Genomic DNA, 26,681 nt, shown 5'->3' on the forward strand with positions numbered 1-26,681 from the left:
CAACGCAAGGCATACCCGATGCCAAGTATTAAGCTTCAGCCAAATTTCGTGGAAAAGATCTGGGGAAAGGACGTCGTCCCTAACCACCCTGTCGACAAATTGGGCAAGCGCATCGGCGAATTGTGGTTTGGATCTCCGTCTGGAACCAGGCCCCCGCTACAGGTTAGGTACATCTATACCAGCGTTAGATTGTCGACCCATATTCACGCCCACCGCGAATCCACCGGCCAGGAAGAATGCTGGTACATCCTCGAGGCGGAGCCTGCATCGATGATCGGCATCGGCACGATCGTTCCGCTGAAACAGCCGCTGCAGCACCATGCGGCGGAAATTGAAGCATGGGCGCAGTTCATCGATTGGCGGCCGGCTCGCGCCGGCGATTTCTATTTCGTGCCGGCTGGCACCATATATGCCGTTGGCGCCGGCATATCTCTTGTCGAAGTGCAGCAGAATATCGACCTGACCTGCAATCGCGATGGACATGACCGCACTCGCGGCCTTGAGACAAAGGCGACCGCCGGAGATCTGCAAACCGAGCAGCGCCCTGCTGTTGCCCTGCATCGTCCACTTGGCTGCAGCGGCGTCCTACTAGATGATGGGCCTTTCGGTTTGCGACTGGCACATATGCAGGGCGGAGACGCGCTGCACGTGACCAACAGCGGCCTCGCCTGGTTCATTCCGTTGCGGGGGCGCGGGGACATCGATGGCCTGACCTGGCGGGCGGGGGAGTGCTGGTTGCTGACCCAACCCACTCCCCTGATCCGCGCGGCCAGTGACACCGACTATCTGTTCGCAACGGTGTAATGCTTTTTTGCGGAGCGATCAGCCCGATGCGGCAACAGGCGCAACATGGATAATGGTGGGATCTTCCTTCGGCCATCCCGGTATCTTGCGCGCTGCCTTGGACGCCAGGAAGCTGCCACCGACCCACATATATGTTCCCAGTTTCTGGCCGGCTCGCCGGTCATCGCATAGCCGCCACAGCAAATGCCGCAAGCGCGGCCAGGCAATGGACGGATCATCGGGCGTGAAGACGGCCAGGGACAAATCCGCGCCAAATAGGTCCGAGATCGGCAGTGGCTCCGCAAATTCCGGTACTTCCAAGCCGAACATGCTTTCGGCACAGGCCAAGGTGATGCGCAGGCTATGCTCGATATTCTGCTCCGTTGCCCGTTGATGCAAAATCGCCAAGGCCGCATGATCGAGCCCGGCAATTGCGGCACAGAAGTCCAGAAGATAGGCCGCTGCGTGGCAATGCTGGGTCAAAGACTTCACGAAGCTCAGGCTTGCCAACAGAATCTCGTGGATCGGCGATATGCAGGGAACCTTCACCTGCCCCAGTTCCTGATCCGCCGGCTCACGCAGAAACGCGCCCACGTCCATGGGGTGCGGACAACCCGGCTGCTGGAGCCGGTGATGAACGTCGACCGTTGCCTGGTTCGGCGAACGCGAGAAGAAATGCTGCTCTCCGAGAAAGGCGCGCCACCAGATACGATCACATTCCGCGGGCAGGAAATAACCCGCCCCCTGGAGAAGCCCAGTGCAGCGACGCAGATCACTGCGATCGATCAGGATATCGACATCCGATGAGGGGCGATGAAAGTATCCGCCATGGATTCTTCTCTGCGCAAGCGGCCCTTTGAAAACTATAAATCGCATCTCATCACGGATCAGAGCTTTAGATATATTGGTTATTGTAGCGATGTTCACGCCGTTCATCGCGAGCGTCAACTTCCTGAACCTGTCCTCCTCGCGCGAGAAGGCGTCCGGAATATCCTGCCCAGCGACGCGGAGTCCGGCACCAAGGTGCAGCAGAAGTTTACAGGATTTCCCAACCATTATGATGTCCGCCCAATCGTCCGCGTCGATCGCCGGAGAGGGAGCGCTAACGATCATCTGCGGAACGGACAGCGCCACATGGCATCTCACGATGTCCACGATTTTCCGTGCCTTGCGGGAGGGATCTAACAACACATCAGTCACGCCTCGAATGTTAGCTTATGCAAAACATTGCCCTACAAAGTTAAATCATGGCGATATGTGTTTATACCTATAGGTGTTACCGCGGATGGATTGGAATTTGACTTAAACATTTACTTACGATCAATTTATATCCGCTGAATGGTTCAGCAGATGATGAGGAGTTGAGTATGGAAAAGGAGTCTTATGAATCGCCCGAGCTCGTCGAACTCGGCTCGTTCGAATCGCTGACGCAGGGCACGTCCTATGGCGAAAGCCTGGACGCGACCTTCCCGGACGGTACGCCGCGCGGCGAGCTCACGTTCTCCTGACAGGGTGGACGCCCTTCTCGGACAGAGGGGGCGTCCATTCTCCTGCAAAGCCCTTGGTAGCGGGGAAGAAAGATGACGATCGCCTGGCCAGCCGCGACAATCGTGGCAGCAGATCCCAACATCGTGTTTTGCGACCTAGACAATGAGAGAGTTCTACTGGACCTGACCTCCAGCCGCTATTTCGCGCTCAATCGCGTCGGCGTCCATGTCTGGGAAACGATCGCGACCCCCACCAGTGTCGGCGCGTTGCAGGACAATATCGAGCAACGCTTCGACGTCCGACCGGAACAGTGTCGCAAGGATCTGGAGAGCCTGCTAAGCGACCTGTCGCAGTTCACATTGATCAGCGTCCAGCATGCGCCGGCGTCCTGATCGCACTCTGGCAGGGCTGCTTCTGGCGCTCCTGCTGCCGGTCGCACTGCCTGTGGTATTGGCTGTCCGTCTTGCCCTCAGCCTCACCAGCTATGCGCGCCTGTGCGAATGGTTGCCGCAATCCACTGGCCAGCGCAATCCGCTCTGGGTGCGCCAGGTCGCCCGCGCTGTCAGCATCGTCTCACGACTTGTTCCCGGCGCCACGTGCCTGACCCAGGCCGTGGCCACACGGACGTTGCTCGCCTGGATGGGACATGAAAGCTGGATCCGGATCGGTGTACGCCGCTCCGAAGATGGCAGCTTCCAGGCCCATGCCTGGCTGCTCGACCATCGTGCAAGGCCCATTATTGGCGGCAGGCGGCAGGACTTGGCCGGCTTCAACGTCCTGGCGGACCTGGACGGACTGGTCCGGCAATGAATGCTTTTGCCGGCCTGTTCCACCGCGATGGCCGGCCGGCACGGCATTGGCCCGGCGAAGGCATCGCCGCCCTGGTATCACGCGGGGTCCGTTGCGCGATCGATAGCGGCCCGACGATTGTTGCCGGGGCTGGCATGGAGGCGTTGGACCATGAGAAGCGGCGTCCGGGCCTCATTGTGGCCGCCGACGTCCGGCTCGACAATCGCGCGGAAATCGAGGCACGGCTCGGCCTTCCTCCCCGCCCCGCCCTCCCTGAAGCCAGCCTGATAGCCGCACTGTACGAGCGCTATGGCACAGACTGCGCCTCCATGTTGCTGGGCGACTTCGCCTTTGTGCTCTGGGACGAAGTGACACAGACATTATTTGGCGCCCGTGACCATTTCGGCGTCCGCCCGTTCTACTATCATGCTTCGCCCAGGCTGTTCATGGCAGCGACAACGATTGGCGCGCTGCTCGGTTCGGAGATTTCATCCGCCATCGACGAAGTTGGTGCAGCAGATTTTGTCGCCGGCATAGTCGGCGATGCCCAGACGACGCTCTATCGCGAAATCCGGCGTCTGCCGCCAGGGCACATCATTCAGGTCACGCGCGACGAACTCACCATCAGCCGTTACTGGCATCTGGCGGCATCGCAGCCGCCCAAGGATGAGGAAACCGCCGAGCAGTTTCGGCATTTGTTCGAACAGGCGGTCTCGTGTCGGATCAGCGAACAAGCCGGCGTGCTGCTCAGCGGTGGACTGGACTCCTCGTCCATCGCCATGATGGCATCGCGCTTGCGGGCGGAGGCGGCGGGACCGCCCGTGCCAAGCCTGTCCATGACGTTCGACGCAAGTCCCAACTGGACGGATGGCCCGCACATAGAGGCCATTCTGCAAGCAGGGCGTTTTGCTCCCCATTTCCTGCCCACTGAGCATCAGGATCCGCTACAGGAACTGGACATGATCCTGGCTGAACAGGACGGCCCCTGCCTCGCCTACAATCTCGGCAGCTCACGACGCCTCTATCACAGGGCCCGGCAACTGGGGCTTCCCCGCCTTCTGGACGGACATGGCGGCGATGAAGTCGTTTCCCACGGGTTTGGGCGGCTGAACGAACTGGCGATGGAACGACGCTGGGCCACCTTGTTGCGCGAAGCACATGGCTTGGCCCATATTCTCCGCTGTTCGACCTGGCAGGCAGCGTCCCCCCATTTCGATCATATCGCGACGATACGGCGATTCCGGCAGAATTGGCGGCGCATCGTCCACCATGCACATCCGCCCCGCACCTCACCGAATTTCACGACCGCGCTCGTCGCACCAGACCTCGCCCGTCGTACGGACATAGGTTTGCGCCGCGCAGCGACAATGCCCAGCCGCTCGGCCTATCAGACCGAGCAGCAGCGCCACCTGTCGACCCTGACATCGCCACAACAACCCTATGCGTTTGAAGTGCTCGATCGTTCGGCCGCTGCAGCCGGAGTGCGCCTGTGCTTCCCATTCTATGATCGCCGTCTCGTCGAATTCTGCGTATCGCTCCCGGCCCATGCCAAGCTCGACAATGGCTATCCGCGCGCATCCCTGCGGAACGCCATGGCAGGCCTGTTGCCAGAGCAGGTCCGGCTGCGGCGCGACAAGTTCAACTTTGCCGGCCAGTTGGGAACAGGCATGGCGCGTCACCGGGCATCCTTGCTGACGATGCTGGATGCGCAGGCTGACATGTTGGCGCCATTTGTCGACATTGATGTCGCCCGCGCGGCCATCACGCAGTTCGATCAGTCCATGGCCAATGATGCCGCCCCCTTATTCGCTGCCTACCGGGTCGCAAGCCTGGGCCGCTGGCTTGCAAGACGATCCCGGCCCGCCGCTCCGAGGGCTAAATTTCACATCGTACATGCAGGAGGATGACATGAAGATGGGCCCAACGCCTCAGCCCGCCATTACCCCCGCCGGCAAGGCCTCGTCCCTTTATCGTGCCTTTGGGCTGACGATCGAATCGGATGTTCCGCTGCCGGAACTGACGACCGCCCCGGCGGGATCCGTGCCCGACATCCGCATCATCTACAGCCGCGATCTGCCCTTGCCGTCGCGCGAAGAGGGCGTGATCACGCAGTTCCGCACGGACGGAACGCATTTCCTGGCATGGCCCGACGTTGCGGCCTTCCAGTTCCACGGCCCCGACCTCATCGAGATTCAGCCCTATCCCGATACGCCCGTGACCTACCTCCCCTTCCCTCTGCTGGGGCCGATCATGGCGCTGGCGTTGCACATGCGCGGCTACATCACGCTCCACGCCAGCGCGATCGACCTGGACGGGCATGGCGTCATCTTCGTTGGCGACAAACTGGCGGGCAAATCCACCACGGCCGCAGCCTTCCTGCGGGCCGGGCACCGGCTCTTGACGGACGACCTCCTGGCGATCCGCGAGAACCCGGACGGCACGCTCGAAATCCTGCCGGCCTATGGCCAGCTCAAGCTCGCGGAAGAGGCCGCAGACGCCATGCAACTGGCCGAAGCCCAGCCATTGCCATTGGTCTATCCCGGCTTTTCCAAACGCCAGCATCGCTTGATGGGCGATTTCCGCCATGATCAGCTTCAACCCGAACGCCTCTATGTTCTCGACCGCGTGGGGGATCAGCCCGGCCTCACCCGACTTGCCGGAACCCAGGCCCTGTCGGCGATCCTGCGCTACTCCTACATAACCCGTTTCGGGAAGGCAGCGCTCTCGCCCGCCGACGAGGCCCGTCACATGCAGGGCTGCGCTGCCCTGGCCCGTTGCGTCCAGGTGGCAACGCTGCACGTCCCGCATGCCCTCAATCGACTGGAAGAGACGGTCGAACTCGTCCGCGCCGACTGCGAGGACCATAGGTGAGCCAGTTCCGTCAGATCAGCGATTTCGCGCGCTTTTCCCTCGGGGGATATGGCCGACAGGCGTCCGTCATCCTGTTGCTGATCCTGATCGGCAGCATTCTGGAAAGCTGCTCCCTGCTGGCGATGATCCCGTTGCTGAAACTGATCGGCACCAATCATGGTGCGGCCCAGAGCAGCATTCAACTGCCCTGGATTGGCAGCATATCGCTCGGCTGGTTGCTGACGGCAATGCTGTGCCTCATGGTATTTCAGGCCTTGGTGTCGCGCCGCCGCCTCCTCCTCATGACCCGCACGATGCAGCAGGCGGTAGACGACATCCGCATGCGCCTGTTCACGGCCATCGGCTATGGTCGCTGGTCGCTGGTCGCGAACATGCGCGGGTCCGATCTCAACCATGCGCTCAGCAACGATGTCGATCGCATCCAGGTCGCGGTCTTCAGCCTCATGTCATTTGGCCAGAATATCATCTGGCTGACGCTCTACGGCCTGCTGTCCACGCTGATATCCTGGCAGATGACTTTGTTCGCCATGTCCGTTGGCGCAGCGACCCTGTTCAGCCTGTACCCGGTGCGCCGGAAGATCGCCCGCCATGCGCAATCCATGTCGAATTCCCTGCAGGAACGGCAATATGTCGCGTTCGAATTCATCACCGGCATGAAGATCGCCAAGGCTTTCAACAGCGAACCCTATTATCTTCAACGCTTGGATCGGCTGCTCGCAACGCTGCGCGTTGGCACTGTCGAGTTCGCCCGGCTGACATCCAACAGCACCGCCCTGTTCCAGTTGGCAAGCGGTGCGGCCGCAGCCCTGTTCGTTTATGTGGCTTATGCCGTCATCGCGCTGCCCCTGCCGCAGCTGATGACAATGCTGCTGTTGTTCATGCGCCTCGCGCCGCGCTTCAACGCCCTGCAGAGCACGCTCCAGCAACTGCTCCTCTGTCTGCCCGGCTATGAGAATGTCGCCAGGCTCCTGCACATCTTCACGGCGGAGCAGAACCGCACCGAAGGACCGGAGCGCGGGCAGATGCCCCTCCTGACCCGGCATGTCCGTTTCGACCGTGTATCCATCACCCATCAGGGCGCGGGCACGCCGACGATCGCGAACCTCGATCTGGAATTGCCCGCCGGCAAGATCATTGCCCTGGTCGGGCCTTCGGGCGCAGGCAAGAGCACCATCGCGGACATGCTGATGGGGCTACTCGATCCCAGCGAGGGCCAGATTCTGGTCGACGGTGTCAACCTTGCCCAGGATGATCGGCAATGGCGGTCCCAGATCGCCTATATGCCCCAGGATGTCTTCCTGTTGCATGACAGCATCGCAACCAATTTGCGCATCGGCAAGGCGGATGCGAGCGATGAGGAGTTGTGGAACGCCCTCGACGCCGCCAACGCCCTCCAGTTCGTCGGCGCCTTGCCCCAGGGGCTCGATACCGTGGTCGGCGATCGTGGCAGCCGTCTGTCCGGCGGGGAAAGGCAGCGCATTGCCCTCGCGCGCGCGCTGCTGCGCCATCCCAGGCTGCTGATCCTGGACGAGGCGACCAGCGCGCTCGACATCGACGCACAGACCAAGATCGAAACCGCGATTGCCGGTTTGCGGGGCCATATCACCATATTGGCCATAGCCCATACGGCATCGCTCGTCGCACTTGCCGACGTCATCATTCATCTCGACCGGGGTCGGGTCGTGCAGGTCCGGACGAACAATCCGGTCAAGGACGAGGATGTCGTCGCCGCAGCGGAATAGCCCTCCCACAGGCTCCGACGCGCATCGCCATGGGCACCATATCCGCCTATCGGCGCCCCGTTCGACATCGGGGGTGGCCTTGTATCCGGCAAACGCCTATCCGCAGGGCCATCAGCAGCCAATGCGAAGGTTCCCATGTCCAAAGCCAGTCCCGCCGATATCATGCCGATCGCCGATGTCATGGCGCGGCTGCGCGATCCGGAAACGGGCTGCCCCTGGGACATAGAGCAGGATTTCGCGAGCATCGCGCCCTACACGATCGAGGAAGCCTATGAAGTGGCGGACGCGATCGAGCGCAATGACATGGCCGACCTGCGCGATGAACTGGGCGATCTGCTGCTCCAGGTCGTCTTCCACAGCCGCATCGCCGAACAGGCCGGCCATTTCCGCCTGCAGGATGTGATCGACAGTATCGCGGCCAAGATGATCCGGCGTCATCCCCATGTCTTTGGCGAAGGCGCCCGGCGCGAGGATGGCCATGCCCAATGGGAAAGCATCAAGGCGGCCGAACGCGCCGACAAGATCCCCGACCCGAGCGCCATGGCCGGCGTGGCACAGGCGCTTCCGGCGCTGCTGCGCGCCGAAAAGCTGCAGAAGCGGGCCGCCCGCACCGGCTTTGACTGGCCCGACGCCCAGGGCGCGATCGCGAAGATCCATGAGGAACTGGACGAGGTCGCCAGCGCGACCAGCCATGCCCATCGGGAGGAAGAGGTCGGCGACCTGCTCTTTGCCGTCGTGAACCTCGCACGCCATCTCAAGATTGACCCCGAAGTCGCGCTGCGTGGCGGAAATGCCAAGTTCGATCGTCGTTTCCGTCAGATGGAGGCAATCGCCGGCGACGCGTTCGTGGGCCTGTCGCTCGACGAGAAGGAAGCGCTATGGCAACAGGCGAAGCAGGCGGAATAATCAGGCCGGTCACGCCGGCGGATCATGATGCGATCTGGGATATCCTGAAACCAGTGCTGCGCGCTGGCGAAACCCTGGCGGTCGATCGCGCGATCGGCCGCGAAGATGCCCTTGCCCTGTGGCTGTCCCCGGACCGCACGGTTCGCGTCGTCGAGGAAGATGGCACCCTGCTCGGCATCTTCTACGTCCGCGCCAACCAGCCGGGCGGTGGCAACCATGTTGCCAATGCCGGCTATGTCACCGCAGGCCACGCCACCGGACGCGGCGTCGCCCGGCGCATGTGCGCCGCCTCGTTCGATCTGGCACGCGATCTGGGCTTCAGCGCGATGCAATATAATTTTGTCGTGTCCACCAACGCCCGCGCCGTTTCCCTTTGGACTGCGATGGGTTTCAGCACCGTCGGGCGTTCACCCGCTGCGTTTCGGCATCCGACCTATGGCCCCGTCGATACTCTTATCATGCATCGCCCGCTTTGACAGGTCTGCGATCACTTGATAGTTTCATTTGGCAACTAGATGGGAGTGTCAGGTCATGCGTCTTGGTCCGATCTTCACTTTGTGCGTCGCGCTTTCCGCGCCCACAACAGGTATCGCGCAAACCTATATGGACAGTTCCAACGCGATTGGCACCAATTCGCTGGGTGTATTGACCTCTTCTTATGCGGGGCCGATCAACGGTTTTGCCGGAAACCATGATTTCAGGCCTGGCGGTGGCAATCCGCTGGAACGGGATTTCATCAAGGCCCGCAATTTTGTTGCCGAAGGCCGCTATGCCGAAGCCGATCCCGTTCTCAATATGCTGATTGGACGGACCAGCGCCCCCCAGGTGCGTTTCCTCAAGGGGGTCACCATGCTAGGGCTTGGGGACCCTGCCGCGGCTCGGCGCTATCTCGAACCGGCAAGTCGAACGGGGCATCCGGGCGCGCTGTCCGGCCTCGCTCTCGCCCATATACAGTTGGGCAATCAGGATGCAGCGCAGAAGATCCTGGACAGTCTGCGCAGCCGACTTGAAAAATGCGGCGGTATGTGCGCGGATTCCAAATCGCTTCGTCAGGCAATCACCGTGGTCGAAAAGGGGCTAGTTTGATTTCGTTCTGAGTCGTTCTCTTCCCCGCTCTCACTGCCCTGCCCTTTGACCTGACGTCATGCTGACGGCATAGGGCCAGATTGAAGAGCGTATAAAGGGGGCGTGAATTGATCGATAGCGTGTTGGGGATGCAGCATATCAGCGTCCGGCTCATCGATGGGGCGCGCATATGAGCGCGCCTGCATGGCTGGACAGCCGTTTCCAGATAGCTGCGCGCGGCAGCAATGTGCGCACGGAAATCGTCGCCGGCATCACCACCTTCCTCACCATGGCCTATATCGTGCTGGTCAACCCGGCGATCCTGGGTGAGGCCGGCATGCCGCTGGTCGGCGTGGCCGCTGCGACCTGTTTCGCCGCCGCCTTCGCCAGCATTCTGATGGGGATGGTCGCGAACGTGCCGCTGGCACTGGCACCGGGCATGGGCCTCAACGCCTATTTCACCTATTCGGTGGTGCTGGGCCTTGGTATCCCCTGGCCGGTCGCGCTCGGCTGCGTCTTTCTCTCGGGCGTCGCTTTCCTGGCGCTGACGCTGGCGGGCATCCGCCAGATGATCCTGGCTGCCATCCCGCCGCATCTTCTGGCGGCGGTTGCCGGCGGCATCGGCCTTTTCATTGCCTTCATCGGCCTGCGCAATGCCGGCATCGTCGTCTCCAACAGCGCCACCTCGGTCGCGCTTGGCGACCTCCGCTCGGCCCCGGTTCTGCTCACCCTGTTCGGCCTGACGCTGATCGCCGGCCTCTCGATCCGCCAGGTGCGCGGCGCGATCCTGATCGGCATCGTTGCCACCACCCTGCTCGGCTGGCTGGTTGGCGCGCTGCATTTCACGCCGACGCCCTATGATGTCTCGGCGCTGGGCAGCACGGCCTTCCATCTCGATCTTGGCGCGGTCTTCGCCGGCAGCCACGGTATTGGCGTGCTGGAGATTATCTTCGTTTTCCTGTTCGTCGACCTGTTCGACAATCTCGGCACGCTGATGGCGGTGACCAAGCGCGCCGGCCTCGCTCGCCCCGATGGTAGCGTGCCCAATCTCAACCGCATCCTGATCGCCGACGCGGCCGCGACCATGGTCGGCGCGACGGCGGGCACCAGCACCGTCACCTCCTATGTCGAAAGCGCAGCCGGCGTCGCGGCCGGCGGTCGTACCGGCCTCAGCGCCATCGTCACCGGCCTCCTCTTCCTGCTCACCATCTTCGCCGCGCCCTATGCCGGCTTGGTGCCGCTCTATGCGACGGCGCCGGCGCTGATCCTGGTCGGCAGCCTGATGATGGCGCCGCTGGTCGAGGTCAGCTGGGAAGAGCCGTTCGAGGCCGTTCCCGCCTTCCTCACCCTGGCACTCATCCCCCTCACCTTCTCAATCGCCAACGGCATCGCCTTCGGCATTGTCGCCCATGCGATCCTGAAGCTGCTGCGCGGCAGGATGAACCGCGCCGACTGGCTGCTCTTCCTGCTCGCTATATTGATCGTCATCCGCTTTGCCTGGGTTGCCGCTGCATGAAATTCCTCCTCGCCCTGTTCGGCCTGCTGACCGCTACCCCCGCCCTCGCCCAGAAGCTCGACGAGCAACCGCGCACGGCGATCATGACCGCCTTCCCGCCCGAACATGCCGCACTTGTCGGCCGGATCGAGCAACCGCGTACCGTTCGCGTCAACGGCGTGCCGGTGACGCTTGGCCAGATGGCCGGCAAGCCGGTGCTGCTAGTCGAAAGCGGCGTCAGCATGGTCAATGCCGCGATGACCACCCAGTGGCTGGTCGATCGCTTCGCGGTGAAGCGCATCCTCTTTTCCGGCATTGCCGGCGGCATCGATCCGTCGCTGCACATCGGCGATGTCGTGGTCGCGGCCGACTGGGGCCAGTTCATGGAAAGCACGATCGCGCGCGAGGCGCCGGGCGGCTATGCGCCGATCTTCCGCACGCCGGGCAACGACCTGCCCAATTATGGCATGATCTTCCCCCGCGATGTCGAGGTCGGCAATGAGGCCGAAGCCAAGAGCTGGCACCGCGCCTTCCCGGCCGATCCCGCTTTGCTCGCCATCGCCCGCGCCCTGTCATCCTCGGAACGCCTGGCCCGCTGCGCCGATGCGGACGCTGCAAAATGCCTGCCGCACCAGCCAAGCCTGCATGTCGGCGGGCGCGGTATCAGCGGCCCCGCCTTCATGGACAATGCCGCCTATCGCCAATATCTGTTCGCCACCTTCCAGGCGCAGGTGCTGGACATGGAAAGCGCGGCCGTGGCGCAGGTCGCCTATGCCAATCGCGTGCCCTTCCTGGCCTTCCGCAGCCTCTCGGATCTCGCCGGCGGCGACGCCGAGCAGAACCAGATGAGCGTCTTCATGGCGCTCGCCTCGGCCAATTCGGCCCGCGTCGTACAGGATTTCGTGACGCGACTGCCCGATTAGAGCGTTTTCTAATCAGGTGGAATCACCTGATGACTCGGAAAACGCGTTAAACCAAAAACTTAGAGCAACCGATCTGACGCAGTCGGATCGGAATTTGCTCTAACGGTCGCGCTTGAGGAAACGGGCGAGGCCGGAGTCGGACAGGCGGACATCCACCTGCATCTCCGCCTCGCTCGGCCGCGTTGCCAGCACCTCGCCATGCTCGTGCAGCCAGGCGAGGGCAGCCCCATCGGCGATCGGCAGGCGCAGGCTGTGAACCCGCGCACCGCGCGTCAGCCGGCTGCTGATCGCCCGCTGTAGTCCTTCGACACCCTCGCCGGTCAAGGCCGAGATGATGACGACGTCATCATGCCGTGCCGCAATCTCGCGCGCCTGCCCGGCACTCTCTGTATCGAGCAGGTCCAGCTTGTTCCACGCCTCGATAATCGGCGGCGGATCAGCCTCGCCATCACTACGCTCCAGCGCGCCTTCGCCGGCCACGCCCAGTTCACTCAGCACGTCCAGCACGTCGTCGCGCTGCGCTTCGGTATCGGGATGAGCGATGTCGCGGACATGGACGATGATATCGGCCGACAGCACTTCCTCCAGCGTCGCACGAAAGGCCGCGATCAACTGGGTCGGCAGGTCGGAGACGAAGCCGACCGTGTCGGACAGGATCGCCTTGTCCAGCCCCGGTAGCACGATCTGCCGCATCGTCGGGTCGAGCGTGGCGAACAGCAGATCCTCGGCCATCACCTCGGCGCCGGTCAGGCGATTGAACAGGGTCGACTTGCCGGCATTGGTATAGCCGACCAACGCGATCACCGGCCAGGGCGCGCGCTGGCGCCGGGCGCGATGCAGGCCGCGCGTCTTGGTGACCTGATCCAGTTCGCGCCGGATCTTGGCCATGCGGTCGCGGATCATGCGCCGGTCCGCCTCGATCTGGGTTTCGCCCGGACCGCCGAGGAAGCCGAAGCCACCGCGCTGGCGCTCAAGATGGGTCCAGCTCCGTACCAGGCGGCCAGCCTGATAGTCGAGATGGGCGAGTTCGACCTGCAGCCGCCCTTCATTGGTGGCCGCGCGCTCGCCGAAAATTTCCAGGATCAGCCCGGTCCGGTCGATCACCTTGGCGCCGGTTCCCTTTTCCAGATTGCTCTGCTGCACCGGGGTCAACGCATTGTCGACGATGACCAGTTCCGCCTCTTCGTGGTTCACCAGCGTGGCGATCTGATCGACCTGACCGCTGCCGAACAGGGTGGCGGGCTTGCGGTCACGGACGCGGAAGCTCTGGGCGGCGCGCACATCGATACCGATCGCCAGGGCGAGGCCACGGGCTTCCTCCAGCCGGGCGTCGCTGTCGCGGCGGTCACCGCCATGGGTTTCGGCATGCACGACGACGGCACGCGCACCGCGCGCCACTTCGTCCTCGGAGTCGCGATTGAATATGGCCATGTCAGCTTAGAGCATCTGGCCGCGCTCCGGTCTACCCGCGCGGATCGGCGGGAAGACCGGATGCGGCGTGGACGATCAGTCGTCCTGCTCGTTCTCGCCCGACAGGTCGAGCGAATGGAGCGGTTGCACGGTCGAAATGGCGTGCTTGTAGACCAGCTGCACCATGCCGTCGCGTTCGAGCAGCATGCAGAACAGGTCGAAGGCGGCGATCTCGCCCTGGAGCATCACGCCGTTGACCAGGAACATGGTCACCGGGCTGCCCGACTTGCGCACGGCGCTCAGGAAGATTTCCTGCAGCAGGCGCGGCTTGCCATTGCCGTCGCTGGCCTTGCGCAGATCGGTCAGGTCCATCGTCTGGGCCGGCATCACCGTCGAAATGGCATGCTTGTAGACCAGCTGCGACTGACCATCCCGGCGCAGCAGCACGGAAAAATTGTCGAACCAGGTGATGATGCCCTGCAGCTTCACGCCCTTGACCAGGAACATGGTCACCGGGGTCTTCGACTTGCGCAGGCTGTTGAGGAAAATATCCTGAAGGTTGTTCACTTTGTCGGCCATGGTTTTTGCCAGTCCTTTATTGGCGGGACGTTACCCGCTCTCGCACCTCTGGGCGGAGGTGTCTTGCCTGCCCCCGCTTGTCGAGGGCGAGGCAATCCTACCGCAATTGCGAAGGGGCGTCCATGCCTGACATCGCCATCGGGAATTTCCCTTGCGTCAGCCGTCCTTTCCGTCGGTAATGCCCAGCAATTTCAGTTTGCGGTGCAGCGCAGATCGCTCCATGCCGATGAAGGTCGCGGTGCGCGAGATATTGCCCGAAAACCGCCGGATCTGGATGCGCAGATATTCCCGTTCGAAACTTTCGCGCGCCTCACGCAGCGGCGCGCCCATGATCGCCGACTGGCCGATGCCGTCGCCCCCGCCACCGCTCGTCAGTTCGGCCGGCAACATGTCCAGTTCAATCCGGCCGATCCGGTCGCCCGGCGCCAGGATCATCGTCCGCTCGATCACGTTGCGCAACTGACGGACATTGCCCGGCCATTCATTGGCCTGCAGCGCCGCCATGGCATCGCTGGCGATCTCGGGTGGATTGACCCGGCGATCGGCGGCGAAGCGCGCCAGATAATGTTCGACCAACGGCGGAATATCGTCGCGCCGCTCGGACAGCGACGGGATCTGCAAGGGCACGACATTGAGTCGATAGAAGAGATCTTCGCGGAAGCGCCGCTCCTCGATCTCCGCCGTCAGGTTGCGCGCGGTCGAGGAAATGACGCGCACGTCCACCTTCACCTGCCGCTGCCCGCCGACGCGGGTGAAACTCTGGTCGGTCAGCACCCGCAATATCTTGCCCTGGGTGGTGACCGGCATGTCGGCGATCTCGTCCAGATAGAGCGTGCCGCCATGCGCCTGTTCCAGATAGCCCGGACGCACCAGCCCGCTGGGATCCTCGACGCCGAACAGCTCCTCCTCGACCCGGTCCGGGTCCATCCGCGCCGCGGCGACGATGATGAAGGGCGCATCGGCGCGACCGCTCCAGCTGTGCAGCATGCGGGCGGCGACTTCCTTGCCGACGCCCGCCGGCCCGGAAATCAGCACCCGGCTACCGGTGCCCGCAACCTTCTTGATCGTCGCCCGCACGCCGTTGATCGATGCCGACGTGCCGGTCAGCTCATCATCCTGGCCAAAGCGCGCGCGCAGCGTCTGGTTCTCGCGCCGCAGCCGCTCGGTCTCGGTGGCGCGCGCCACCAGATGGAGCAGCCGGTCCGCCTCGAACGGCTTCTCGATGAAATCGGCCGCGCCCTTGCGGATCGCCGCCACCGCCGTGTCGATATTGCCATGGCCGGAAATCATCAGAACCGGGACGGTCGCGTCACGCCGCTTGATTTCGTCCAGCAGTTCCAGCCCGTCGAGCTTCGAGCCCTGCAGCCAGACGTCGAGCAGCACCAGCGAGGGGCGCCGGCTGTCCAGCGCCTCGATCGCGCTGTCGCTGTTGGCGGCGGTGCGGGTGGTAAAACCCTCATCTTCCAGCACACCCGCAACCAGATCGCGAATGTCCTCTTCGTCGTCGACTATCAGAATATCAAGCGCCATTGGCCGTCACTTTTCCTTTGGGCAAGGCAACCACCTGCCCCTCTTCCAGTTTCTCCAGGGCCGCGACAGGGAAGCGCAGCGTCACCCGCGCGCCCCCGCCTTCCGCATCATCGAAGCGGATTTCGCCCATATGTTCTTCGACAATCTTCTTGACGATGGCCAAGCCCAAACCCGTCCCCTTCGACCGGGTGGTCATATAGGGCTCCAGGATGCGCTCACGTTCGGGCGGCAGGCCGATGCCATCGTCGCGCACCTCGATTACCAGCGCGCCATCAGCCTCATGCAGGCGCATGCGCACATGGCCGCGCACCCCGCCATCCTCGGGCACCGGCTTCGGCTCGATCGCCTCGACCGCATTCTTGACGATATTGGTCAGCGCCTGGCCAAGCTGCCGGCGATCGCACACCATCTCCATCTCCCCGGCATCCGCGTCGAAGGCGAAGCGAATATCGGGATGGGCCACTTCGTGCAGGAACAGCGCGTGCCGGGCGATGTCGCCCAGCGCCTCGCGCCGGAACACCGGCTTGGGCATGCGCGCAAAGGAGGAAAATTCGTCGACGATGCGGCGCAAATCGCCCACCTGCCGCACGATCGTGCCGGTCAGGCGTGCAAAGGTCGACTTGTCGCTCGTCACCTCCTCGCCATAGCGGCGCTGCAGGCGTTCGGCTGCCAGCTGGATCGGGGTCAGCGGGTTCTTGATCTCATGCGCGATGCGCCGCGCCACATCCGACCAGGCTGCACGGCGCTGATCCGACAATTGCTGGGTGATGTCGTCGAAGGTCAGGATATGGCCGGACACATCTTCCGACACCTTGACCGCCAGCGTGCGGAGGTCGCCTTGGGCGCGCACCTGGACAATCCCGGCATCCTCCTGCGACGCAACCAGTTCGGCCAGCTCAGCCGAAATCTCGGCCAGCGGCCGTCCGACCGGATCATCGCCTTCACGCACCAGGATCGCAGCGGCCGAGCTGTTCAGCAACTGGATCACGCCGCCGCGGTCCACCGACAACACGCCGGCACTCACGCCCGACAGGATCGCCTCGATAAAGGCGCGCCGCTCATCAAGCTGACTGTTGGCCGCGACCAGCGCGCCAGTCTGCGCTTCCAACCGCTGGGTCATGCGGTTGAAGGCGGAGGCGAGCGTGCCGATTTCATCCCGGCTGGCCGGGCTGGTCACGCGCGCGGACAGGTCGCCCGCCGTGATCTTGCGGGCCGCTGTCACCAGTTCATTGACCGGCCTGACCATCCAGTCGGCGACCGCCAGCGCGATGTAGACGGCGATGCCGACCAGCAACAGCGACCCCACGAACAGCAGCAGGTTGAACCGCAATTGCAGCGCGCGGGATTGCGCCGCGAACAGGTCATAATCGCCCAGCACCTTCTGTGCCCGCTCCACATTGGAGAAGGACGAACTGCCGGCATTGCGCGTGGCATAGAGATAGATTTTGGAATTGGGGTAAAGCAGCGTCACCGCTTCGATCTGGTTCGGCTTGGCAGCCACCACCACATCCTCGCCGGACGCCAGGCGCTTCACGACCTCGGCGGACAGCATTTCAGACGCTGGCCGGCTCTCGGGATCGACCGTCGCAGCGGTCCGCGCCACGCCGTCCTTGCCGATCTCGATGATCGCCGACCGGTTCAGCTTTCGCGTCACCACCTGATAGATATAGCCCTCGGCAAAGCGGGGGCTCGAAACGCTCGACTGGCCCAGATAGTCGCGCAGGTCGCTCGCCATGGTCAGCGTCTCGTCGCGGACCTCGCGCAAATTCTGCTCATAATAGCCGCGCGCCAGATCGCTGGCATTTTGCAGCATGCCGCGCGCACTGTCCGAAAACCAGAATTGCACACCATATTGGAACAACAGTGACGCAAAGATCACGACCAGCAGCATCGGCACACTGGCCACGACCGAGAAGATCGCCACCAGGCGGACGTGGAGCTGACCATCGCTGCCGATCGCCGATTTTGCAGCCCGACGTTTGGCCACGCGGCGCCCCAGCAGCATCAGCAGCGCGATCGCCGGCACCAGATTGGCGACCAGCAACAGCGCCACGATCGGCGGGGTCAGCAGAGTGTAGGACTGGTCCTGCCCGGACAACAGGCGATAGGTCAGGCCAGCGGTGCCGAGAAACAGGATGAGCGTGACCGCTTCGATCGCGGCGGCCAGGCGACCGTTGCGCAGGTAAGGCCGGATCAGCCTTGCCCAAGCCTGCCCCCGTCGGGGGATTGTCACCGCACCAGTCATAGTGGCTTCGTTACAACAATGCCGTGCCCGATCAAACACAGTTTTTACATAAAACCATGTCGCTGGTCGATGCGATTGGGCGCTTCGTCTCGCCCTTGCTAGTCGCTCAGCCGCAATTGCAGGGGGTCGAGGCCATAATCGGTCAACTTCTTGCGCAGCGTATTGCGATTGATGCCTAGCAGGCCGGCGGCGCGGATCTGATTGCCATCGACGCTGGCCAGCGTTTCCTGCAGCAGGATCGGCTCGATCACCGCCAGCAGATTGTCATGCAATTGGGGATTGGCCTGTCCCAGCCCGACGCCCAGTTGCCGCTTGGTCCATTCCCGCACGGCCTGCGCAAGCTGCCCTGCGGGCGCGGCGTGGTCGGCCGGCACCGCATCCAGCGGCAGCGCATGCCGCAGCATGTCGGCCGCGATCACATTCTCGCGGCTCAGCACGGCAAGCCGCTGCATGATATTCTGCAACTCGCGCACATTGCCCGGCCAGTGATAGGCCATCAGCAACTGCGCGGCGTCCTCGGCCAGCGCCTTGCGCGGCAAGCCGTCCTGCGCTGCCCGATCCAGGAAATGGCGGGCCAGCAAGATCACATCCTCGCGCCGTTCGCGCAAAGGCGGCAGCGACACCGGCACGACATTGAGCCGATAATAGAGATCCTGACGGAACCGATTTTCCTCGATCAGCCGCGGCAGATCCTTGTTGGTGGCGGCGATGATGCGGACATCGACCCGCACCGGCTTCGACCCACCGACCGTCGTCACCTCGCCCGACTGGAGCACGCGCAGCAGCCTTGTCTGCGCCTCCATCGGCATGTCGCCGATTTCATCAAGGAACAGGGTGCCGCCCTGGGCCTGCTCGAACTTGCCGGCGGTCCGCGCCTGCGCGCCGGTAAAGGCCCCCTTTTCGTAGCCGAACAGTTCGGCTTCGATCAGCTCGCGCGGAATGGCCGCCATGTTGATCGCGACGAAGGGCCGGGTGCGTCGCTGGCCCAGGCTATGGATGGCTTCTGCCACCAGTTCCTTGCCCGTCCCCGACTCGCCCAGCACCAGGATGCTGAGATCATTGGAAAGAACCCTGGCGATGGTGCGATAGACTTCCTGCATCGCAGGCGAGCGCCCGACCAGCGGCAAGCCATCATGCGGCAGCCCCTGTTCCGCCGCATCAGCGCCGCCCGATCGATGCCCCAAGGCGTCCGCAACAGCGCGCGTCAACTCATTGAGATCGAACGGCTTTGGCAGATATTCGAACGCCCCCTTCTCGGTCGCCCGGATCGCTGTGTTCAGGGTGTTCTGTGCAGAAAGAATGATAACATTCAGGTCGGGCTTGCGCTCGATAATCTCCGCCACGCCATCCAGCCCATCGCCATCCGGCAACATGACGTCGGTGATCAGAATGTCCGGAGAAAAACTCTCCATCAACGCCGTGCGCTCGCGGATCGATCCGGCGATCTTCACCTTGTGCCCCTGGCGCCGCAGAGCTTCCCCTACCACCACGCAGATGGCGGGATCATCATCGACGACCAGGACCGTGCCCGTCGCGGCCATCAGCCCATGCCCATCGGCAGCAGGATGCGGAAGGTCGACTCCCCGGCTTCCTGATCGCGAGAATATTGCACGAAACCGCTCATGTCCCTCACCAACTTGTCGACCAGTGCTAGGCCGAGCCCCTGCCCGTCCCGCTTGCCCGTGATGAACGGGTTGAAGAGGTGGTCCAGAATATGCTCCGGCACGCCCGGTCCATTGTCGATCACCACGATCTCGATCGGCAGCACGGCGCTGCCCTTGCGATCGCCGACCAGCACCGACATGCCATGCCGGAACGCCGTCTCGACGCGAATGCAGGGGTGCTCGACATGCTCCAGCGCTTCCGCCGCATTCTTCAGCAAGTTGATCATCACCTGCACCAGCGCATCGTCATTGATGATCGCGAATGGTAGGGATGGATCATAACGCTTTATAATTTTTACATTCTTGGCAAAACCGGCCGCCGCAATATGGGATGCACGATCGATCAGCGGATAGATATTGCCGGGGCCGCATTCCAGCGTGCGGTCGGTCGTGAAATCCTGCATCCGGTCGATCAGGGCGGCGATCCGGTCGACCTCGTTGCAGATGAGTTGGGTCAGCGCGGCATCGCTGCCGCCATTGCTCGTTTCCAGCAACTGCGCAGCGCCGCGAATGCCCGACAACGGGTTCTTGATCTCATGCGCCAAAATTGCCGCCGCGCCGACCGCCGATCGCGCACCGCCTGCCGTGCCGCGATGGCCGATCTTGCGGGCCTGCCCCTGCGCATGGATCGACACGACCCGCCAGCCATCATGATCGACGATGGGGGAAATCATCAGGTCCACCTCCATCTCGGCGGTGCGACCGGCATGGACCTTGATGTCATAGGCGGCGATCGGCTTGTTGCTGTGCCAGATATCGAAGCGCGCGCCAGCCTCGGCGATCCGCACCGTGCGCGCCACATCGCTGCCGATGATCGCCGACCGCGCCATGTTGAGCAGGGTTTCCGCCCGCACATTGGCGTCGGCAATGCCGTTGTCCGGCCGCACCACCAAGGTCGCGACCGGCAACGCCGTCATCAGTTCCGACAGGGATGGTCCATCCTGCTGCATCTGAAGCGGCGGGAGGGACGGCAATGGCATGGTCATGCAGCCTGAAGTGCGACCGCCGGTTCATCCGCCGCAATCAGCGGCTCGTAGAAGGCGGCCAGCATATCCAGCACCCGCTGCGCGTCCGCCTCCTGATTGACCGTGTTGCGGAACTCCGCCGATCCTGTCAGGCCCTTGGTGTACCAGCCGATATGCTTGCGTGCCATGTTGACGCCAGTCATATTGTCATAATGGTCGAGCATCATCCGATAATGCTCTGTAATCAGATCATATTGCTCGGCAAGGCTCGGGTCGGCACGACGCTCGCCGGTGGCGAACCAGTGCATCACCTGGCCCAGCAGCCACGGCTTGCCATAGGCGCCACGGCCGATCATCACGCCGTCGGCGCCGCTCTGGTCAAGCGCGGTTTCCGCGTCCTCGATCGAACAGATGTCGCCATTGACGATCACGGGTAGCTTCACCGCATCCTTGACCGAGCGGACGAAGCCCCAGTCGGCGCTGCCCTTGTACATCTGGCAGCGGGTGCGACCGTGAACCGTGATCAGCTTCGCGCCCAGATCCTCGGCGATATGTGCCAGCTCGGGCGCGTTGAGGCTCGAATGATCCCAGCCCATGCGCATCTTGACCGTCACCGGCACATCGACCGCCTCGACCGTCGCCTTGATCAGCGCCGCCGCCAGCGGCAGGTCGCGCATCAGCGCGCTCCCCGCATCGCCATTGACGACCTTCTTCACCGGGCAGCCCATGTTGATGTCGATGATCGCCGCGCCGCGATCGGCATTGAGCTTGGCGGCTTCGGACATTTCCGTCGGCGAACAACCGGCCAGCTGCATCGACACCGGTTCTTCCAGCGGATGCCAGGCGGCCTTCTGCAGCGACTGGCGCGTTTCGCGGATCATCGCCGCGCTCGCGATCATCTCGGTGACGTTCAGGCCCGACCCGAAACGGCGAACCAGGGTACGGAAGGGCATATCGGTAACACCGGTCATCGGCGCCAATATGACCGGCATGTCGACCGTCACCGGTCCAACGGAAATGGGGGAAAGCCTGCGCGTCATCTTCTATCACTGCCTAAAAAACAGGCAGCCCTTAGCCGAAAATGGCCGCGACGACAAGGCGGGCGCCGGACCACTTGTCGCGCTTTAGAGGTTGGCGATCATGGGGCAGAGCGTCTATGCGCCGCAGCATGACATCGAACAGCAGGATCGTCGCGCTGATCGTCGCCGCCGGGCAGGGAAGCCGGGCCGGTGGCGACATTCCCAAACAATATCGGCAGATCGGCGGCCAGGCCGTGCTGGCCCATGCCCATGACGCGCTGACGACACATGGCAGCGTGTCGGCCATCCACATCGTTCTGGGCGAAGGCGAGGAAAGCCGCGCACAGGCCATGCTGGGCGATCGCACCGCCTATTTCGTCACCGGTGCGGACAGCCGGCGCGGTTCGGTCTGGGCCGGACTTGAGGCGATCGCTGCCGCCGGTGGCGCAGACATCGTGCTGATCCATGATGCCGCCCGCCCCTTCCTGCCCGCATCGGTGGTCGACCGGCTGCTGGCCGCGCTGGAAGATGCCGAAGGTGCCATCCCCGCCCTGCCCGTCGCCGATACGCTGGTACGCAGCGAGGGCGCGCAGATGGGCGACGGCGTCGATCGCGCCGACCTGCATCGCGTGCAGACGCCGCAGGCCTTCCGCTTCGACACCATCCTGGCCGCCCATCGCGGCTGGGACGAGGAACAGGAAGCAACCGACGATGCCCAGATATTGCACGCCTGGGGCCATGACGTCATTTTGGTGCAGGGCGATGAAAGGCTTGAGAAATTGACCTATCCCGAAGACTTCGCTCGCGCCGAAGCACGCATCGTGGACGCCCGCACCACCCGCGTCGGCATGGGCTATGACGTCCATCGCCTCGCGCCCAACGAAGAATTGTGGCTCGGCGGCGTACTGGTCCCGCACGATCGGGGCCTCGCCGGCCACAGCGATGCCGATGTCGCCCTCCATGCTATCGTCGATGCGATCCTCGGCGCGCTCGCCGATGGTGATATCGGCAGCCATTTCCCGCCGTCCGATCCACAATGGCGCGGCGCCTCGTCGGATCGCTTTCTCGCCCATGCCCGCGATCTGGTCCTGAAACGGGACGGTCGGATCGACCATGTCGACCTCACCATCATCTGCGAAGCGCCCAAGATCGGACCGCATCGCGACGCCATGCGTGCCAGGATCGCGGAGATATTGGACGTTCCGCTCGACCGGATCAGCGTCAAGGCGACGACGACCGAGCGGCTGGGTTTCGCCGGCCGGCGCGAGGGCATCGCCGCGCAGGCGGTTGCCACCCTCTCCCTCCCCACGCTATTCTGAGCCGACCATGCCCAATACCATCCTGCCCGCCCAGCTCGTCGACCTTGCCGAGAAGGTCATCATCGCCAACCGCCGCGCCGGTCGCACCGTGGCCGTCGCGGAAAGCTGCACCGGCGGCCTGGTCTCCGCGGCCCTTACCGAAATTGCCGGCTCCTCCGACGTCTTCGAAGCCGGCTTCATCACCTATTCCAATGATATGAAGGCGGAACTTCTGAAAGTTTCGCATGATGTGCTGGACACGTTCGGCGCGGTGTCCATCGCCACCGCCTGGGCGATGGCGCAGGGCGCTCTAAAGAAGAGCCACGCCCATGTCGCGGTCGCCATCACCGGCATCGCCGGGCCGGGCGGCGGCAGCGAGCAGAAGCCGGTCGGCACCGTCGTCTTCGCGCGCGCGGAACGCGGCGGCAGCCCCGACAAGGTCGTGGCCGACATGCATCATTTCGAGGATAATGGCCGGGGCGGCGTCCGCCTTCAGGCGGCGTTGTGCGCGCTCGAACTGCTGCTGCCCGACTCGCCAGCACCATAAAGCGCCGCCGCGCGCGTCTCGAACGCGCCGATCATCTTGCGCAGCGCCTTGTCGAAGAACTGACCGGCCAGCATCTCGAATATCCGGTTCTTGAATTCGAACTCGACCTCGAAATCCACCAGCACGCCGCCCTGCCCGTCGTCGCGGAAGCGCCATTCATTGTGGAGATGCTTGAGCGGGCCATTGAGATAGTCGACGCGGACATGATCCGGCCGATGCTTGTGGACGCGCGAGGTGAAGCTCTCGCTGATCCCCTTGAAGCCGACGATCATGTCCGCGACCATCTCGCTCTCGCTGTCAGAGCGGATACGGATCGCGCTGACCCAGGGCAGGAATTGCGGATAGGCCGAGACGTTCGACACCAGGTCGAACATCTGTTCCGGACTATAGGGCAGCTGACGGGTCTCGTTATGCTTGGGCATTCGCCGATCAGGCCTTCGCGACGGCCGCCTTGGCCAGCTTCGCCTCGCGCGCGGCGCGCATCTCGGCGAAGTCCTTGCCGGCATGATAGCTCGACCGGGTCAGCGGGCTCGATGCGACCTGCAGGAAGCCCTTGGCGCGTGCGATCGCCGCATAGGCGTTGAACGCAGCCGGGGTGACAAATTCCATCACCTTGGCATGCTTGGGCGTGGGCTGCAGATATTGGCCCATGGTCAGGAAGTCGATGTCGGCCGAACGCATGTCGTCCATCACCTGATGCACTTCCAGACGCTCCTCGCCCAGGCCCAGCATGATGCCCGACTTGGTGAAGATCGACGGGTCGAGCTTCTTGACGCTCTCCAGCAGGCGCAGCGACGCATAATAGCGCGCACCGGGGCGGATGGTCGGATAGAGCCGGGGCACGGTCTCCAAATTATGGTTATAGACGTCCGGACGGGCGGCGACGATCATCTCGATCGCACGCTCATGCTTGTTGCGGAAATCCGGGGTCAGGATCTCGATCGTGGTGCCCGGCGTCGTGCGGCGCAGCGCCTCGATCACCTTGACGAACTGGCTAGCGCCGCCATCGGGCAGGTCGTCGCGATCGACCGAGGTGATGACGATATGTTCAAGGCCCATCTCGGCGGCGGCATCGGCCAGGTTCTGCGGCTCGTTGACGTCCACCTTGCGCGGCATGCCGGTCTTGACGTTGCAGAAGGCGCAGGCGCGGGTGCAGACATCGCCCAGGATCATCACCGTGGCGTGCTTCTTGGTCCAGCATTCGCCGATGTTCGGGCAGGCCGCTTCCTCGCAGACCGTGTTCAGACCCTTTTCCCGCATCAACTTGCGCGTCTCATGATAAGCGGGGCTGGTCGGCGCCTTGACGCGGATCCAGTCAGGCTTGCGGGCACGCTCGGTCGTGGCGGGCTGACCGGGGACGGGGATCGGGGCAATGTCGTTCATCGGCCCCAGATAGCGATGCAGGACCATACTTGCCAGCCCTCTCTTTGTGCGGCACATCAATCATCATGACCGACTTTGCAGACATGCTCGAAGGCTATCGCCGCTTCCGTGACACCGGCTGGTCCCAGCAGCGCGAACGATGGGACGAACTCAACGAAGGGCAGAGCCCCCGCGTGATGGTGATCGCCTGTTCCGACAGCCGAGTCGACCCGGCCCAGATCTTCGACACCAGCCCCGGCGAAATCTTCGTCGTCCGCAATGTCGCCGCGCTGGTGCCGCCGTTCGAAACCAATCCGGGCTGGCACGGCGTGTCAGCGGCGCTGGAATTCGCCGTTCAGGTGCTCAAGGTCGGCGAGATCGTCGTTATGGGCCATGGCAAGTGCGGCGGCTGCAAGGCGGCGCTTAGCCATGACCTCAAGGATGCGCCTCCGGGTGAAGGCGGCTTCATCCATAACTGGATACAACTGCTTGATGATGCCCGCGACGTGGTGGTGGACCGCTATGGCGACCAGCGCGACCGTGAGGTTGAGCGCGCCATGGAGCAGGAAGGGGTAAAGGTCAGCCTTACCAATTTGCGCAGCTTCCCCTGTGTGCGCGCCAAGGAAAAGAGCGGCGAGCTGAAGCTGGTCGGCAGCTTCTTTGCCATTTCCGATGGCCAGCTCCACATATTGGACGAACAGACCGGCGTCTTCGCCGCAGCCTGACGGGAGGCGCATCATGCCCATGCGGCAGGAAGGGCGCGGCAATATCGCCCTGCTGATCGACGCGGACAATGCGTCGGCGGCCCATTTTGACGCGGTGATGACGGTGTTGGCGGAGCTGGGCACGGTCAATATCCGCCGCGCCTATGGCAATTGGAACAAGGCGACGCTCAAGACCTGGGCTGCGCTGTCGGTCGCACAGGCGATCGAGCCGCAGCAGCAGTTCGACCTGACCAAGGGCAAGAACGCCACCGACATGAAGATGACGATCGACGCGATGGACCTGCTGTCCAGCGGGCGCGTCGACGGCTTCGGCCTGATGTCGAGCGACAGCGACTTCACCCCCTTGGTGACGCGCCTGCGCCAGGACGGCATCCCGGTCTATGGCTTTGGCAACGCCAATGCGCCGGAGGGCTTCCGCCGCGCCTGCACCCGCTTCATCGACGTCGCGGCGCTGCGCCCGGTCGAAGTGCCGGTGGCCAAGCCCGCGACTGCGCCGAAGAAAAAGGCGCCGGCCAAGAGCGGCGCGGTCGCCAAGCCTGCCCCCGCAGCGGCAGCCCCGCCCCCGCCGGCGGCGACGCCTGCGCCGGCAGGCACCGGTGCGGCGGTGGACCCGGAAGTCGTGCGCCTGCTGATCGACGCCTATGACGAGGCGAAACGGGACGAACGCGGTTTTGTCGCCTTGGGACCGGTCGGTCAGCGGGTCGGCAACCGCTCCAGCTTCGACGTGCGCAATTATGGCTTCAAGCGCCTGTCCGATCTGGTCGCGGCCATCCCCAATTTCACCACCGAAGTGCGCGAAGGCGGCCAGACCTGGATCAAGCGAATCCGCTGATGCCGGTCGTCGCCCGCCATCTGACGATCCTCGGCCGGGTGCAGGGCGTCTTCTACCGCAACTGGACGGTCGAGACGGCGCGCGGCCTGGGCCTGACCGGCTGGGTCCGCAACCGGATGGATGGCAGTGTCGAGGCGCTGGTGCAGGGCGAGGCGGACATGGTCGATCACTTCGTCACGCTGGCACGGGATCTTTCCCGGACCGACGCCTATGCCACATCCCGGCGCGAGCGGGGATATGGGATCGCTGGCAGCGCGGAGAATCGATGAGTTCGATCGGGCGAAGGTTTGATCGAGCGTCACCGTCGGTATTTTCGGTGATTTCGCCGACCGGCGGCATCCAGCCCGCCGCTCGCAAGCGTTGCAGTCGTGCGCTGAGCCTTGCCGAGCGGGAGGAGATATCGCGGGGCCTGAGCGTCAGTAAACCCTTGCGTGCGATAGCAC

At 63.5% G+C, this 26,681-nt stretch carries 27 protein-coding genes and 1 pseudogene; 18 read left to right on the forward strand and 10 right to left on the reverse strand.

The window, feature by feature from the left end:
* Positions 1 to 18: 18 nt before the first annotated feature.
* Complete coding sequence (locus AC13EK_RS01575; protein WP_483021992.1) at positions 19 to 804, forward strand: class I mannose-6-phosphate isomerase; 786 nt, start codon at positions 19 to 21, stop codon at positions 802 to 804.
* 18 nt (positions 805 to 822) lie between these two features.
* On the opposite strand, the gene AC13EK_RS01580 is transcribed toward AC13EK_RS01575, so the two are convergent.
* Positions 823 to 1,983 carry a nucleotidyltransferase family protein gene (locus AC13EK_RS01580; RefSeq protein ID WP_234792337.1) on the reverse strand — a complete coding sequence of 387 codons (1,161 nt, stop codon included), beginning with the start codon at positions 1,981 to 1,983 and terminating at the stop codon, positions 823 to 825.
* A gap of 167 nt (positions 1,984 to 2,150) precedes the next feature.
* Between AC13EK_RS01580 and AC13EK_RS01585 the strand changes: the two genes are divergently transcribed.
* From AC13EK_RS01585 to AC13EK_RS01635, 11 genes are all read left to right on the forward strand, one after another.
* Complete coding sequence (locus AC13EK_RS01585; protein WP_004212599.1) at positions 2,151 to 2,291, forward strand: lasso RiPP family leader peptide-containing protein; 141 nt, start codon at positions 2,151 to 2,153, stop codon at positions 2,289 to 2,291.
* A gap of 72 nt (positions 2,292 to 2,363) precedes the next feature.
* Entirely contained in the window at positions 2,364 to 2,663 is a 300-nt protein-coding gene (locus AC13EK_RS01590; RefSeq protein WP_069337069.1) for a PqqD family protein, read from the forward strand.
* Entirely contained in the window at positions 2,647 to 3,081 is a 435-nt protein-coding gene (locus tag AC13EK_RS01595; protein ID WP_004212597.1) for a lasso peptide biosynthesis B2 protein, read from the forward strand. The genes AC13EK_RS01590 and AC13EK_RS01595 overlap by 17 nt, the downstream gene beginning before the upstream one ends.
* Positions 3,078 to 4,967 carry an asparagine synthase-related protein gene (locus tag AC13EK_RS01600; protein ID WP_277788498.1) on the forward strand — a complete coding sequence of 630 codons (1,890 nt, stop codon included), beginning with the start codon at positions 3,078 to 3,080 and terminating at the stop codon, positions 4,965 to 4,967. The genes AC13EK_RS01595 and AC13EK_RS01600 overlap by 4 nt, the downstream gene beginning before the upstream one ends.
* Positions 4,954 to 5,931: a hypothetical protein gene (locus AC13EK_RS01605; protein ID WP_483021993.1), complete on the forward strand. Its 978-nt coding sequence runs from the start codon at positions 4,954 to 4,956 to the stop codon at positions 5,929 to 5,931. The genes AC13EK_RS01600 and AC13EK_RS01605 overlap by 14 nt, the downstream gene beginning before the upstream one ends.
* Positions 5,928 to 7,673, forward strand: a complete 1,746-nt coding sequence (locus AC13EK_RS01610) for an ABC transporter ATP-binding protein (RefSeq protein WP_069337064.1) — start codon at positions 5,928 to 5,930, stop codon at positions 7,671 to 7,673. The genes AC13EK_RS01605 and AC13EK_RS01610 overlap by 4 nt, the downstream gene beginning before the upstream one ends.
* A 135-nt stretch (positions 7,674 to 7,808) precedes the next feature.
* Entirely contained in the window at positions 7,809 to 8,579 is a 771-nt protein-coding gene (gene mazG, locus AC13EK_RS01615) for a nucleoside triphosphate pyrophosphohydrolase (RefSeq protein ID WP_010339363.1), read from the forward strand.
* Positions 8,552 to 9,055, forward strand: coding sequence for a GNAT family N-acetyltransferase (locus tag AC13EK_RS01620; RefSeq protein ID WP_069337063.1), 504 nt, complete (start codon positions 8,552 to 8,554; stop codon positions 9,053 to 9,055). Before mazG ends, AC13EK_RS01620 begins: the two co-directional genes overlap by 28 nt.
* Before the next feature lie 55 nt (positions 9,056 to 9,110).
* On the forward strand, positions 9,111 to 9,665 hold the full coding sequence (locus AC13EK_RS01625) for a tetratricopeptide repeat protein (RefSeq protein WP_139149990.1): 555 nt from the start codon (positions 9,111 to 9,113) through the stop codon (positions 9,663 to 9,665).
* 169 nt (positions 9,666 to 9,834) lie between these two features.
* Positions 9,835 to 11,160, forward strand: coding sequence for an NCS2 family permease (locus AC13EK_RS01630; RefSeq protein ID WP_277788497.1), 1,326 nt, complete (start codon positions 9,835 to 9,837; stop codon positions 11,158 to 11,160).
* Complete coding sequence (locus AC13EK_RS01635; RefSeq protein ID WP_069337060.1) at positions 11,157 to 12,062, forward strand: 5'-methylthioadenosine/S-adenosylhomocysteine nucleosidase; 906 nt, start codon at positions 11,157 to 11,159, stop codon at positions 12,060 to 12,062. Before AC13EK_RS01630 ends, AC13EK_RS01635 begins: the two co-directional genes overlap by 4 nt.
* A gap of 99 nt (positions 12,063 to 12,161) precedes the next feature.
* Here AC13EK_RS01635 and hflX read toward each other — a convergent pair whose 3' ends face one another.
* The 7 genes from hflX to dusB form a co-directional block, all read right to left on the reverse strand.
* A complete protein-coding gene (hflX, locus tag AC13EK_RS01640) occupies positions 12,162 to 13,493 on the reverse strand; it encodes a GTPase HflX (RefSeq protein WP_069337059.1) in 1,332 nt (443 codons plus the stop codon).
* Between the two features lie 75 nt (positions 13,494 to 13,568).
* A complete protein-coding gene (gene hfq, locus AC13EK_RS01645; RefSeq protein WP_004212587.1) occupies positions 13,569 to 14,051 on the reverse strand; it encodes an RNA chaperone Hfq in 483 nt (160 codons plus the stop codon).
* Positions 14,052 to 14,207: 156 nt separating this feature from the next.
* Positions 14,208 to 15,581, reverse strand: a complete 1,374-nt coding sequence (gene ntrX / locus AC13EK_RS01650) for a nitrogen assimilation response regulator NtrX (protein ID WP_004212586.1) — start codon at positions 15,579 to 15,581, stop codon at positions 14,208 to 14,210.
* On the reverse strand, positions 15,571 to 17,826 hold the full coding sequence (locus AC13EK_RS01655) for a sensor histidine kinase (protein WP_069337058.1): 2,256 nt from the start codon (positions 17,824 to 17,826) through the stop codon (positions 15,571 to 15,573). The genes ntrX and AC13EK_RS01655 overlap by 11 nt, the downstream gene beginning before the upstream one ends.
* 98 nt (positions 17,827 to 17,924) lie before the next feature.
* A complete protein-coding gene (ntrC, locus tag AC13EK_RS01660) occupies positions 17,925 to 19,367 on the reverse strand; it encodes a nitrogen regulation protein NR(I) (protein WP_069337057.1) in 1,443 nt (480 codons plus the stop codon).
* Positions 19,367 to 20,476 carry a two-component system sensor histidine kinase NtrB gene (locus tag AC13EK_RS01665; protein ID WP_069337056.1) on the reverse strand — a complete coding sequence of 370 codons (1,110 nt, stop codon included), beginning with the start codon at positions 20,474 to 20,476 and terminating at the stop codon, positions 19,367 to 19,369. The genes ntrC and AC13EK_RS01665 overlap by 1 nt, the downstream gene beginning before the upstream one ends.
* Positions 20,473 to 21,495 (reverse strand): tRNA dihydrouridine synthase DusB, encoded by a 1,023-nt coding sequence (dusB, locus tag AC13EK_RS01670; protein ID WP_069337055.1) that lies wholly within the window; start codon positions 21,493 to 21,495, stop codon positions 20,473 to 20,475. The genes AC13EK_RS01665 and dusB overlap by 4 nt, the downstream gene beginning before the upstream one ends.
* Positions 21,496 to 21,611: 116 nt before the next feature.
* On the opposite strand from dusB, the gene AC13EK_RS01675 reads away from it, so the two are divergent.
* Both AC13EK_RS01675 and AC13EK_RS01680 read left to right on the forward strand, forming a co-directional pair.
* The gene (locus AC13EK_RS01675) at positions 21,612 to 22,793 is read left to right on the forward strand and encodes a bifunctional 2-C-methyl-D-erythritol 4-phosphate cytidylyltransferase/2-C-methyl-D-erythritol 2,4-cyclodiphosphate synthase (protein ID WP_069337054.1); all 1,182 of its coding nucleotides are present in this window, start codon (positions 21,612 to 21,614) and stop codon (positions 22,791 to 22,793) included.
* A 7-nt stretch (positions 22,794 to 22,800) separates the two neighbouring features.
* Complete coding sequence (locus AC13EK_RS01680; RefSeq protein WP_004212578.1) at positions 22,801 to 23,319, forward strand: CinA family protein; 519 nt, start codon at positions 22,801 to 22,803, stop codon at positions 23,317 to 23,319.
* Here the strand turns inward: AC13EK_RS01680 and AC13EK_RS01685 are convergent.
* Positions 23,265 to 23,741, reverse strand: a complete 477-nt coding sequence (locus tag AC13EK_RS01685) for a type II toxin-antitoxin system RatA family toxin (protein ID WP_026109377.1) — start codon at positions 23,739 to 23,741, stop codon at positions 23,265 to 23,267. The genes AC13EK_RS01680 and AC13EK_RS01685 overlap by 55 nt on opposite strands.
* A gap of 7 nt (positions 23,742 to 23,748) precedes the next feature.
* Positions 23,749 to 24,729, reverse strand: coding sequence for a lipoyl synthase (gene lipA, locus AC13EK_RS01690; RefSeq protein WP_069337053.1), 981 nt, complete (start codon positions 24,727 to 24,729; stop codon positions 23,749 to 23,751).
* A gap of 38 nt (positions 24,730 to 24,767) precedes the next feature.
* On the opposite strand from lipA, the gene AC13EK_RS01695 reads away from it, so the two are divergent.
* From AC13EK_RS01695 to AC13EK_RS01710, 4 genes and pseudogenes are all read left to right on the forward strand, one after another.
* Complete coding sequence (locus tag AC13EK_RS01695; RefSeq protein WP_048936498.1) at positions 24,768 to 25,406, forward strand: carbonic anhydrase; 639 nt, start codon at positions 24,768 to 24,770, stop codon at positions 25,404 to 25,406.
* A 13-nt stretch (positions 25,407 to 25,419) separates the two neighbouring features.
* Positions 25,420 to 26,238 carry an NYN domain-containing protein gene (locus AC13EK_RS01700; protein WP_069337052.1) on the forward strand — a complete coding sequence of 273 codons (819 nt, stop codon included), beginning with the start codon at positions 25,420 to 25,422 and terminating at the stop codon, positions 26,236 to 26,238.
* Positions 26,238 to 26,507: an acylphosphatase gene (locus AC13EK_RS01705; RefSeq protein WP_069337051.1), complete on the forward strand. Its 270-nt coding sequence runs from the start codon at positions 26,238 to 26,240 to the stop codon at positions 26,505 to 26,507. The genes AC13EK_RS01700 and AC13EK_RS01705 overlap by 1 nt, the downstream gene beginning before the upstream one ends.
* A pseudogene (locus AC13EK_RS01710) lies at positions 26,456 to 26,681 on the forward strand (IS30 family transposase); the annotation flags it as partial. The gene AC13EK_RS01705 and the pseudogene AC13EK_RS01710, both read left to right, overlap by 52 nt.

It is taken from the genome of Sphingobium sp. L-44 (assembly GCF_056859495.1).